Origin of the sequence: Chryseobacterium sp. R2ACT005 (genome assembly GCF_049949215.1) — a bacterium.
Lineage (GTDB): Bacteria > Bacteroidota > Bacteroidia > Flavobacteriales > Weeksellaceae > Chryseobacterium.
On sequence record NZ_CP188192.1, the window covers coordinates 2,139,790 to 2,151,876 of the forward strand.

A 12,087-nucleotide genomic window follows, 5' to 3' on the forward strand; every position below is an offset into this window, starting at 1 on the left:
CACAATAATTAAAGTAACTAAATCATTACATATCAAACAGGATATAGTCATGGTCCTGTACCATTTTTTGATTGTAAAAGTAATCCAGTCACCCTTTTCGATCAATTGGTACATCTTTTTCTTGAAATACCTCATAATATGTTCCTTCCTCTTTCCTTTTAATGAAAATAAGTCTTTCATAATCTTTGATAATCTTTAATAATTTTAGTTTAACAAGCTTTTATGTTATCCTTATTTCATGGTCAGCTTTATTATTCCAAATATAGTGAAATATGAGTTTTGACATTATGACTTAGATCATAAAACTTATGTTAAAATATATCAAATCCCTTCTGGCAGGGATTTTTTTATTCTAGATGGTCGTGAAGGAATTAAAAAAAGCAAGCAAAAAATGTGGTATTTTTTTTCCAAAAATTGCTGAATATGGTTTGCTTTTTGTTGTGCGTTTTATAAATTTTTTAAAAATAATTCATTATTAACTTATAAAATTTAAAGACATGATAATAAGTAAAGATTTATTATTAGCCTACGGTGCAAATTATGAAAGTTTTGAAGCGAATCAAACGATTTTTCATGAAGGAAATTTGCCAAAGTTTTATTATCAGATTATTAATGGTATTGTTGAACTAAACAATTATCACGAAGACGGCAAAGAATTTATTCAAAACATTTTGTATGACGGAGAAAGTTTTGGAGAATCTTTTCTCTTTGATGAAAAGGTATATCCTACCAATGCTACAGCTAAAACTACCTGTACTGTTCTCAAATTATCCAAAACGGATTTCTTCAGCTTACTGGAACAAAATCCGGAAGTTTCCTCCAAAATGTTTAAATGCCTGGCTGAGCGGCTATATTACAAATATGTGATGTTATTTAATGTTTCCTCACCGAATCCCTTAAATAAGCTCAAAACGGTAATGGATTATCTGAAGGGTAATAATGATAATAACAAATATTCATTCCAGATTCCCCTCACCAGACAGCAGTTAGCTAATTTAACGGGACTACGCGTGGAAACAGTTATCAGAACAATAAAAAAAATGCATAATGCACATTTAATAAAAGTTCAGAACAGGAAGATATTTTATTAAAAATCAGGAGTTCAGTAATAACAGATAAAAATAATTTGAGAGGCACCCTGAAAAAGGATGCCTCTCAACATATATTAAGACATTTGTGCATTATTTTCAGTCAATTGCTGTTAGCTAAACAATGATAGAACAACAGGATTTTCCATAATTAAAATTTGTATTTTCAGAACCTGTTTATGAATCAATTTCGCTATTGTTCTACGATCGTCAGAGAATTGTATGCTCCGCTTCCTGATATATCAAATTGGCTTATTGTACCGTCAAACGCTACTGTGATCCAGGTAAAAGGTCTTAACCGGTCTCCTTTGTTCAAATAAACACTTACGGTACATGCAGAACCTACTGCCACAGTATTGGGACTGGCTCCTGTATCAGAAGCATATCCATTATTTGTTTTTACCCTTTGAGTGATTGTACCTCCCTGATTTCTGACCTCCCAAATGGCTTCTGTCTGGTTATTTCCTCCGGTATTAACCTGGCTGGACTGCAGTGCAAAAGTAAAGGTCGCAAAATATACTCCGGTTCGGGGAGCAACAAACTCTCCTGTAGCCGGATCAAAATTGTTTGTAGGCACCCCTGAATCTGAGTCAAGTTTTTCTACCCAATTGGTTAAGTAGGACGACCTACGCTGTACAATACCAGGTTTAGTTCCTATTTCTGAGGGTGTTGCACTTTCGAACAGATAGGTATCCTGGGTTACCTTATTGGCCATTACTACAATACGGGGTTTACCTTTAGGAAAAAAACTTACCCAGTTTATACCATCAGAAAATTCTAAATATCCTTTTACCCCAATGGCCGGACTTGCAACATACCGTAAAGCTCCTGCCCCAGCCTGGCTGGCCGTTTTATCTGTATTGCCTATTGCCACTGAACCATTATTTCCACTGCGTAAATCTACAGCGACCCTGGGACTGGGAACCATTACTCCCAACCTTCCCGTATTGTCTATAACAACCTTCCCGGCATCGGTATTGATTTCAACGGGGTTTGTAGGATTTCCTACTCCAAATCCTATTTGTGCATTCACATGAAGCACTCCCAGAAGCAGAAGAGTGAAGACTAAGGATATTTCTTTGATTTTATATGGCTGTATCATCATTTTATTTTTATAGCTCACTAATACTTAGATTATTTAATTTTCCATCGTTTAAGGTATTCCTTGCAGAACCTAGATTATGTTTAACGCTGAATTTAATCGTATTACCTGTCTTCAGGTTGAAAATGGCGTTACAGTTTCCGCTTATAAAATTGCTTACTGCTCCTGCCTGAAACGCAGGATAAGAGTTTAATGTTTTGAATATGGGAATATTCTCAACGCTCTGATTACTTTCTATTGCGGTTTCTATAAAAGTATTTTTAGGAATGTTTCCATTAGCTAGTGTAATATTAAAAGACACCAGATAAAATCCGTCGCGGGGAGCTGTAAAAGTACCATCGGAAGGATCAAAGTCCCCATTGGGAACAGCAGTACCTAAATCAACAGTCTCATTCCAGCCTGATATTGGAGTGGATGTATTATTTCCAATACTTTGCACAGAGGTCTTATTGGCATTCACAAGTGCTTTGGTTGGCGCTGTAAGAGGCAGGGCAATCCATTGCTCTCCATCTGAGTATTCTAAAAATCCACTTGTATTATAACGTATAGCACCGGCACCGGCCTCAACCGGTGTTTGTACACTTGTTCCCAGCCCTATAATTCCTTTATTATCTGCAGAACGAAGATCCAGCTTAGTAACCGGATTCAGCAGACCAATTCCCATGTTGCCTGTTGTGCTTACAACTATATCATTAGATAATTTCAATGCATCCGGGGTATTACCGTTGTCTTTTGCGGCATCTATATGTAAAGTCTGTGCAGGATTATGAGTAAAAATACCTACCTGCGCAACGAGATTACCTGAGGAAAAACATAAAATATAGGCAAGCAGTGTATAGAGTATATTCCTATTCTTTTTCATCATATTGATTTTTTTAATGTTCGATAATTGTTAAATTATTAAACCCATCATCCGGATTGGTGGGATCTGTAGAGTTGCTTGTGACCCTGAGTGTAACAGCACCGCTCGAAATAAGATTATGCCAGAGCCTCGTCACTACTTTTGTACCTGCACTCAATGTAAGTGTAACTGTACTTGATCCACCGGCTTGTGTAGACCGGGTTGCATTAGCATCATCAGAAGTACCTGTCATTGATTGCCCGAAGGTTTTATACACACTCGCCAGAACAGTGTTTGTTGTTGTATTGTAAAATTGTGATTCAACTCTGGAGCCGTCATTAATAACTACTCCATTAAAATTAAAGGTTAACAAAAAAGTATAGGTACCATCGCGGGGAGCTGTAAAAACTCCAAAATTGGCATCAAAACTATTGCTCATATCACGTACCACATTCCAGTTACCAATATTAGTTGCCGAGCCCTGTGTTATTGACTGGCTTGTAATTTTACGTGCCACTACAACCGCCTTCTGGGGAGCAACATAGGCCTTACTCCACACCGAACCATCTGATACTTCAATCTTTGCTCCTACAGGTGCATTGATGACATCGTACCGTACAGCTCCTGCTCCTGCCAAAGCTGCACTCATTGTGGTGGTATTTAGACCCAGAGCATTTTCCGGGCCTGCAGACCTCATATCAAGCTTTACTTTAGGTGCAAGAACTCCCAGCCCTAAAAAACCTGTAGTCTTGTTGATAATAAAATCGTTTGCAGCCTGGGTAACTGTTGGCATTCCGGCAGCAGCATTATCTCTGGCACCATCTACATGTAAAATACCCTGAGGATTAGAGGTACCTATCCCTGTTTGGGCATCTACCTGAGAAAAAAAACCATGCATACCCCCCAGTATTACTATGATCATTTTTTTATTCATCTGTTTTATATTTTTAATTGAACTATTGAAGTTTGATCCATAACAGATCTTTTAAATGGTTAAAAAATATTAGATCGGAAAAAGACTTTTCCATTTAGTAACAGTATTCCTGCTTAATTTAAAATGTCCGGCAAGTTGGGAATTGTTCAGACGGTTCTTTTTCTGATATTCTAATATTTGATAAATCACGGATTCATTATAAGAGCGGTGTTTCTGGTTAAAAACACTGTTTTCTTTGGAACTGTTTCTGAAAAGAAGCTCATTAAGATCTATAATATCAAGTACCGATAAATCTGATTTATCTAATAAATGGCTGCATATCTCTTTTTTTTCAGGGAATTTTATATCGATTATATCATTAAAAATTTTTTTATAATCAGGCGTGTTCTTCATTTAATTAATCTTTCTTTTTTGATTGTGCATATTTGCTCACCCATTTGTACAGGGTAGATCTTGGAATTCTATACTCTTTTACAATTTGCATTTGTGTTTTACCTCCACTATCAATTTGATCCAAAATAAAGTCTACCATCTCTTTTGTATATATGTTTTTCCGGTATTGGGGAAGGGCGGTTTTCTTTTCAGAATCATTTGAAATTGCTTGAGGAGCATAAAGGATCAGATACTGAGAATAAAGCCTGAAAAAATCATATTCCAGCAGTGTACTTAGTTTCAATATGATTTCAGAATCCAGAGACTTTTCTGATAACATAGAATTCAATTCGTCTTCTGTACATTTCAGAAATTTACATATCCGGAGTACATTGATATTCCATTCTTCAATACGCAGTTTTATCAAAGATCCTATATGAATATTTTTAAGATCCAGAATCATTGCGGAAGATTTTTACAGTTATTTTTTTCATCATTCAGGTTTTTGTTTTAGAATTTTGTGTTTATATCAAAGGCTGTTTTATTGCACATTTATTTAGATTTAACTGATATATTTTTTTTAATCTTTATCACAGCATAAAGCATTCTTCAATCACAAATGTAGATGATTGACATACACCAAATGAGTGTGTGTAGTAAGAAATTCGGTTTATATTACATTCCCGGAACAGGCAAAATCCAGGGTTAAAATCACATAATAGAATAAAAAGAAATGACAATGTATGAAAACACCGATTAACACGGATAAAATTAATAATCAGATATTTATCTATAAAAACAGCCATATAAATTCCGAAATAATTACATTTAAATGAAAGATAATTACTTAAAATAACGCTAAAATTGCAAACAGAAAAAACAATTTAACTAGGATGAAAAACAACATTATTCTTTTGTTCGCCTGTATCATTTTCGGTTTTTACCACGCCCAAATAGATAACCGAACCATTACCAAACAAAGTATCAACAAGAAATTAGCATCCGCTAAAAATATATCTCTTGATCCTAAGAAAAAGATTCAGCTTTATTTACAGATATTACAAGATGCTAAAGACATTAATGACAGAGAATCTATCCTTACAAGCGTAAAGAACATAATGATGCTCTATCATAATATTGATGAAAATGAAAAGTCTATTGAATACTCTTATGAAGTAGAAAAGGCAGCCAAGGCAGCTGGCGATAACGAATCTATTGCTATGGCATATATTGAGAGAGGAACTGCTCTTTCAGCACTTGGTCTTTTTGATGAAAACTATAAAGAACTTCATAAGGCAGAATACTTCGTTAATAAACTTACCGATGAAAACAAAAAACACTTTAACAGGGCACATATTTACCAGGGTTTAACGGCCGGCTATTATATTCCTAAAAAAGCTCATCAGGACACTATTCTATTGTATTTCAAAAAAAGCCTGCAGGAAGCAGAAAAAATAAGTGATCTTGAGAATACCCGGCAGACAGATGAAAAGTATGACATGATCTCATATCTTTATATGAATATAGGAATGTATTATGCGATGATTTCAAATCCCAAACGACTGGATATTGCTGAAGAATACCTGCAAAAATCTTTAAACATCCTGAATCAAAGGAAATTTACTCAGATGAAAGTTGATAAAATTCCTATATTAAATTATCTGGGACACTTCTATTCGGAACAGGGTAAAAATACAGAAGCCATTGAGTATGCACAGGAAGTTTTACAATTAGAAAAGAGAACACATTCCCCTGCCAGCAGAGTAGCTGCATATGCTACTTTGACCAATTCTTTTGAAAGTCTTAAAAATAAAGATTCTACCATCAAATATATGGCTCTTTATTCAAACCTTAGCGATAGTTTAGCCCATTCAAACAAGATGTCTGCTGATAAAACTATTAAAAAAATAAATCTGCAAAAAGATAAAGTTCATCAGAATAATATCTTACAGTTCGCCGCCGTTTTTTTTATCATAGCCCTGGTTCTTGTTACAGGAGGATGGTGGTATTGGAAACGAAATCAAAATAAGCTTCATCAGCGATATGAAACAATTATTGAGAATCTGAAAAAAGAAGTACAGGTTACTGAAAAGCAAGACACTGAAATCAAACCAGAAAATAATCTAATCATCTCTGAAGAAACTACGACTCTGTTACTGAGTAAACTTTCAAAATTTGAAAAATCTGAAAAGTTCCTGAAAAAAGATCTGACACTAACTTCTTTATCCAATTCACTGGCTACCAACCCAAGATATCTGTCAGAGATTATCAAACAGTATAAAAATAAAAGCTTCAATAATTATATTAATGGGCTTCGGATTCAATTCATTACAAATAAGTTATATGATACTCCTATCTTCAGAGAATATAAAACAAGCTATCTGGCAGAAGCTTGCGGTTTCTCTTCAAGAGAAGTTTTTGCGGTTATATTTAAAAAAGAAACCGGGGTAAGTCCTTCCTATTTTATCAGTCAGCTGAAAAAAGAAAAAACAGCAGAGTGATGAATCTGTCAACAATTGTCTGAAAAATAGAGTATCTTCGTTAGAGACAGAAATTTTTATCAATCATGAAGTTAGAATTATATCAGATAGATGCATTTACTGAAAAAATTTTCCATGGAAATCCTGCCTGTGTCGTTCCTTTAAAAAACTGGTTACCCGATGAGTTACTTTTAAAAATTGCCCGCGAAAATGCCGTAGCCCAAACAGCTTTCTTTATCAACAATGGCAGTACTGTTCACCTGAGATGGTTTACGCCCGAAATAGAGATGGACTTATGTGGACATGCTACTCTTGCTACAGCGCACTGCCTCATCTCCATCTTAAACTATCAGAGTAATACAATCATTTTTGAAACTAAAAGCGGTGAGTTAACGGTTGAGGTTAAAGATGGTGTTTACTATATGGATTTTCCTTCAAGAATGCCTGAAGCAGCTGCTCTTCCGGACAGCATATCCGAAGCACTCAATATACAGCCCAAAGAAGTTTTCAAATCAAGAGATTATATTCTGCTCTATGATTCTGAGAACGACATCAAAAATATCAAAATTGAAAGATCTGTTTTTGACCTTATCAATCTGGATCCTGGCGTCCTTGTTGTAACGGCAGCCGGTACAGACAGTGATTTTGTCTCAAGATATTTTACTCCGCAGTCCTCTATTCTCGAAGATCCTGTGACCGGTTCTGCCCACTGCTCGCTCATTCCGCTCTGGTCTTCAAGATTAGGAAAAGATACACTTTTTGCCCGCCAGCTGTCTGAAAGAGGCGGACAGCTGTATTGCGAAAACAAAAATGAAAGAGTTATCGTTGCGGGTAAAGCCAAAACCTATTCTATGGGACATTTATGGATAGAATAATATAATCCCTATCCAACTGAATAGTCAAACAACTCGTTCTGGAAAAGGATATATTGAAATGACAGCAAAAAAGGCATTAATCATCTTTGGTTAGTGCCTTTCCTGTAAAAATTTGGTTATCCAAAAGAATGCAGGCAAAAAACAGATCTGACATCCCAATAAAAATTTTTTATTAAATATGAACGAAATTAAACTAGATTAATTTCAGAGAACTCAAACTGTCCTACATTTGCTAAAGAATTAAGACAACAAAAAAATTATTATACAAATTAATCATTAACATTAAAAATTTAAAACTATGAGCACACTTACATTAAAAGACGGAACTGAAATTTTTTACAAAGACCAGGGACAAGGACCAGTATTAATGTTTCACCACGGATGGCCATTATCATCTGACGATTGGGATGCACAGGTTATCTTTTTCTTACAGAGAGGCTACAGGGTAATTTCTCATGACAGAAGAGGCCACGGCCGTTCAAGCCAGAATATCTATAACCATACCATTGAACAATATGCTTCTGATGCTGCGGAACTTGTAGAATTTCTTGATTTGAAAGATGTTGTTCATATAGGACACTCTACAGGCGGTGGTGAAGTGATCCGATATGTACATAAATATGCTAACGGCAGAGCAAAAAAAGCTGTATTAATCAGCGCTGTTCCTCCGGTTATGGTAAAAAGTGAAAACAATCCTGACGGAGTTCCAATGGAAGTTTTTGATGGTATCAGAGAGCAGACTTTGAACAACAGAAACCAGTTTTATTTTGATCTGACGTTTCCTTTCTACGGTTACAACAGAGAAGGTGCCAATATCAAAGACGGAATTCAGAGAAACTGGTGGAGACAGGGAATGATGGGTGGAATTGTTGCTCACTATGACGGTATTAAAGCATTTTCTGAAACTGATTTTACAGAAGATTTGAAAGCAGTTGATATTCCTGTTTTGGTATTACATGGAGAGGATGATCAGATTGTTCCAATCGAAAATTCTGCTATAAAATCAGCGAAGTTATTAAAGAACGGTAAACTGATTACTTACCCAGGTTTCCCTCACGGAATGCCAACTACAGAACATGAAACGATCAACAAAGATCTTTTGGAATTTATCCAGTCTTAACAGAACACAGCTATTATAAAAAAAGGTGGATTATTGCAGTCCACCTTTTGTTTTTGATAGAACAGTAATAAAAAAGCCCCAATTAAGGAGCTTGATTTTACAGAACTATTTATAATACTTTTACAGTCATTTTAATAAATCTCACACTTGGAATACATAGCAGACCGTCAGTGTAAAGGTGAACAGCTGTTATTTGCTTGCCTTGGGAAGTTAATTGGTCTATCTTAGCTTTAAAACCATGATAAACTGTATTGGCTGCATCATTTGTCATAGGAACGCTGTTGCTTCCAAACATATCTCCATATATTTGCGCATTATCTCCGTCCTGACCTATTGTATAATCTTGAATATAACTATAATTCGCACTTGAGTTATTAAAATCATTCATGGCATTGTATCCAATATAAATCTCAGTGAGACTGGTAAAAGGCCCGCCATATCCCCAAATATGTTTTGCAACAAACTCTGAAAGCCTGAGTTGATTTCTTCCATACAGTGGTGCTAAATCACGATAAAGCACTTCATAAGAACTTATGTAAGGATAATTAGGGTTTACATTAATAGGATTTTGGAAATTTGATGATCCATTACATTTTAATGTGATGTTTTCACCTACCAAAAGACTGGCTCCAGATTTAGCCTTCTGTAAAGTAATTTGTTTTGAGTTTGATTCTGTATTTGCCGAAGTTTCTAATTCTTCGCCGGTTGTACAAGAAAACAATAATACACTACTTGCGATAAGTAATAGTTTTTTCATAGTTATTTAGTTTATTCACCAAATGTAGAGAAATAAGTTAATAACAAATCAGCACGTATCTTACATTAACACTTCATTAACCAAACAGGAAATATTTTTTCTTCTATCGAGCTTTCCCCCATTATTACTTACGACAATCAAACTCAAATCCTTTATTCTCCATAAAATCATTATTTAATAGACAAAGCGCTGAAATCTTTGATTTCAGCGCTTATAATTATTAAAAATAAAGCTTTTTACGTTTCAGATAATTGATAAGCTCTTTCGGTCGGTCCGTCTGAATAATGTTGACCCCTTTAGTTATATACCAATCATAAACATCCGCATTTTCCAGGACCAGATCATCATTATTTCCGGCGTTATGATGTGGCCACAATGAATTGACCCAGATTTTGACCTTTTTTTCTCTTAAAGATTTAAAATCAATCAGATCCTTTTCCGTTGTTCCTACTGTAAATTCAAAGCCGTAGATTTTATAGTTTCTGATATAATCTGAGATTTTTTTAAGATCTTCACTTTTGCCTAACTGAATAATCGGCATATAGTGAATCTCATTTTTAATATCGCCGTATTTCTGATTGAATTCAGGGTAAGATTCGTGGCCTTTAAACAAAATCTGATCAAGCATATTTCGTTTTTTTACCAAAGGATATACCTGTTTGATGTAATCAAAACCTTTATCCAGATTCAGAAGAATTTTTCCGTCTGAGATTTCCAGAATTTCCTGTAATGTGGGAACTTTCATTTGCGTTTCCACTCCCAGACCGTCTCTCAGATGAAGTTTTTTGATTTCGTCCAGTGTAAAATCAGACGGCTTTCCTTTTCCTGTTGTCGTTCTGTCGATGGTATTGTCGTGCATCAGGATCAAGACACTGTCTTTGGTCATGGCAAGATCTATTTCAGCCATATCCACTCCTTTTTCAATTGCTTTTTTTACTGCCCATACTGAGTTTTCCGGAGCTTCTCTCCAATCCCCACGGTGGGCAACCACCATTACTTTATCATCAGGAAAATAAGAAAGTGAAATTTTCTTTTGTTGCGCAATGAACAGTGAAGAAAAAGAAAAAAGAAATACTTGTAATAATTTATTGTTTAGCATAATTCAAATGTTTAATTAATATCCGGGATTTTGTTTAATGGCAGGGTCTGTATTGATCTGTCCCTGTGGAACCGGCATCAGAAGATGATGAGGTTTGATCTGTGCAGTACTGTAACCTGCATTATTAGCAAAATGAGCAGTCATCACAGAAATAGCCTTTCCGGTTCTTACAAGGTCAAACCAACGGTGGCCCTCTCCTACAAATTCAAATCTCCTTTCACGATCAATTTCATTAAGCAGAAGATCTTTTGTTGAAAGGTTTACGGGAGCAATTCCTGCTCTGGTTTTAATTTTATTCAGATATAAATTGGCATTAGCAATGTCATTCTGCTCTGCAAAACACTCTGCCATCATCAGGAAAACATCGGCTAACCTCAGCACCACAAAATTGCTTCCTCCATCTGCAATGGTATTGGATGTTTTCACCAATTTCTTACTGAAAGGAATTCCGTTTGAAGTAAGACCAATATAGGCAGAACGTCTGGTATCTCCGGCTGAATAAAGATTGTAGACTTCTTTGGTGGGAAGATTGTGTCCTTTCGCTCCCGAAACCGATCCGGAAGGGCTGAACATTTGAAATGTCGTACTTCCTTCCGAATTTCCGTTCAACCCGGAAGTAAACTGTACATCAAAAATAATTTCAATATTATTTTCATTGGTGACATCAAAAATTTTATTGACATCAGGCAAAAGCTGGTAGCCTAAAGATTCAACCTGATTTAAATAAGTCAATGATTCACCAAATTTCTTTTGTGTCAGAAGCACTTTTCCCATAATTCCCAATGCCGCTCCTTTAGTCACTCTTCCCTTTTGCGAGGTCGTTGCCGGTAAAAGATCAATAGCTTCTTTCAAATCCATTTCTATAGCGGAATACACCTCAGCAACAGGAGTTCTTGGCTGCCCGAAATAATCGTTGACATTTGTAGTTTCTTTTAAAACCAATGGAACATCACCATAAATTCTTACGAGGTTAAAATACATCAATGCGCGAAGAAATTTCATTTCGCCAATTCTTGTATTCTTCAGAGCATCCGTCATATCAGGAATTTTTCCAATTCTGGTAAGAATAATATTAGCCTGCTGAATACCGATATAATGATCCTTCCATGCACTTGCAATAAGACTGTTATTAGGCTGAATCGTGAAAAAATCCATTTCACCATATGTAAAAGAATCATTGGCAGGAACCTCATCATAGGTATTATCTGAAGGCAATTCTCCCAAAGCCGGCATTGCCAGCTGATATTGTCCCGTGTATTGAAGAGTGCTGTACACTGAGATGATACCCTGCTCAATTTCAGAGGAATTGGTATAAAATTGTGATGATACTTTCTGCGCTTCAGGGTTCACATCCAAAAGATCAGACGAGCATGAGCACATCACCGAAATACTGAATATTGTAATGAATATTTTTTTCAT

12 protein-coding genes are annotated in these 12,087 nt (G+C 35.6%); 4 read left to right on the forward strand and 8 right to left on the reverse strand.

Features of this window, described 5'->3' with window-relative positions; all coding sequences use genetic code 11:
• The first annotated feature begins 497 nt into the window (after positions 1–497).
• Positions 498–1,091 carry a Crp/Fnr family transcriptional regulator gene (locus tag ACPF63_RS09910; RefSeq protein ID WP_180563680.1) on the forward strand — a complete coding sequence of 198 codons (594 nt, stop codon included), beginning with the start codon at positions 498–500 and terminating at the stop codon, positions 1,089–1,091.
• 190 nt (positions 1,092–1,281) lie between these two features.
• On the opposite strand, the gene ACPF63_RS09915 is transcribed toward ACPF63_RS09910, so the two are convergent.
• From ACPF63_RS09915 to ACPF63_RS09935, 5 genes are all read right to left on the reverse strand, one after another.
• Entirely contained in the window at positions 1,282–2,193 is a 912-nt protein-coding gene (locus ACPF63_RS09915) for a hypothetical protein (protein WP_426482877.1), read from the reverse strand.
• Positions 2,194–2,200: 7 nt separating this feature from the next.
• Positions 2,201–3,055 carry a hypothetical protein gene (locus ACPF63_RS09920; protein WP_426482878.1) on the reverse strand — a complete coding sequence of 285 codons (855 nt, stop codon included), beginning with the start codon at positions 3,053–3,055 and terminating at the stop codon, positions 2,201–2,203.
• A 10-nt stretch (positions 3,056–3,065) separates the two neighbouring features.
• On the reverse strand, positions 3,066–3,953 hold the full coding sequence (locus ACPF63_RS09925; RefSeq protein ID WP_426482879.1) for a hypothetical protein: 888 nt from the start codon (positions 3,951–3,953) through the stop codon (positions 3,066–3,068).
• A gap of 81 nt (positions 3,954–4,034) precedes the next feature.
• Positions 4,035–4,358, reverse strand: coding sequence for a helix-turn-helix domain-containing protein (locus ACPF63_RS09930; protein ID WP_426482880.1), 324 nt, complete (start codon positions 4,356–4,358; stop codon positions 4,035–4,037).
• 4 nt (positions 4,359–4,362) lie between these two features.
• A complete protein-coding gene (locus ACPF63_RS09935) occupies positions 4,363–4,800 on the reverse strand; it encodes a helix-turn-helix domain-containing protein (RefSeq protein ID WP_317043624.1) in 438 nt (145 codons plus the stop codon).
• A gap of 430 nt (positions 4,801–5,230) precedes the next feature.
• On the opposite strand from ACPF63_RS09935, the gene ACPF63_RS09940 reads away from it, so the two are divergent.
• The 3 genes from ACPF63_RS09940 to ACPF63_RS09950 all read left to right on the forward strand — a co-directional run bounded on the left by ACPF63_RS09940 (position 5,231) and on the right by ACPF63_RS09950 (position 8,812).
• Positions 5,231–6,838: a helix-turn-helix domain-containing protein gene (locus ACPF63_RS09940; protein WP_426482881.1), complete on the forward strand. Its 1,608-nt coding sequence runs from the start codon at positions 5,231–5,233 to the stop codon at positions 6,836–6,838.
• Between the two features lie 65 nt (positions 6,839–6,903).
• The gene (locus tag ACPF63_RS09945) at positions 6,904–7,692 is read left to right on the forward strand and encodes a PhzF family phenazine biosynthesis protein (protein ID WP_426482882.1); all 789 of its coding nucleotides are present in this window, start codon (positions 6,904–6,906) and stop codon (positions 7,690–7,692) included.
• Positions 7,693–7,990: 298 nt separating this feature from the next.
• On the forward strand, positions 7,991–8,812 hold the full coding sequence (locus ACPF63_RS09950) for an alpha/beta fold hydrolase (RefSeq protein WP_047384836.1): 822 nt from the start codon (positions 7,991–7,993) through the stop codon (positions 8,810–8,812).
• A gap of 109 nt (positions 8,813–8,921) precedes the next feature.
• Here the strand turns inward: ACPF63_RS09950 and ACPF63_RS09955 are convergent, their stop codons facing one another.
• From ACPF63_RS09955 to ACPF63_RS09965, 3 genes are all read right to left on the reverse strand, one after another.
• Entirely contained in the window at positions 8,922–9,569 is a 648-nt protein-coding gene (locus ACPF63_RS09955) for a hypothetical protein (RefSeq protein ID WP_426482883.1), read from the reverse strand.
• A 220-nt stretch (positions 9,570–9,789) separates the two neighbouring features.
• A complete protein-coding gene (locus tag ACPF63_RS09960; RefSeq protein WP_426482884.1) occupies positions 9,790–10,668 on the reverse strand; it encodes a glycerophosphodiester phosphodiesterase family protein in 879 nt (292 codons plus the stop codon).
• A 15-nt stretch (positions 10,669–10,683) separates the two neighbouring features.
• Positions 10,684–12,087 carry a RagB/SusD family nutrient uptake outer membrane protein gene (locus ACPF63_RS09965; RefSeq protein ID WP_426482885.1) on the reverse strand — a complete coding sequence of 468 codons (1,404 nt, stop codon included), beginning with the start codon at positions 12,085–12,087 and terminating at the stop codon, positions 10,684–10,686.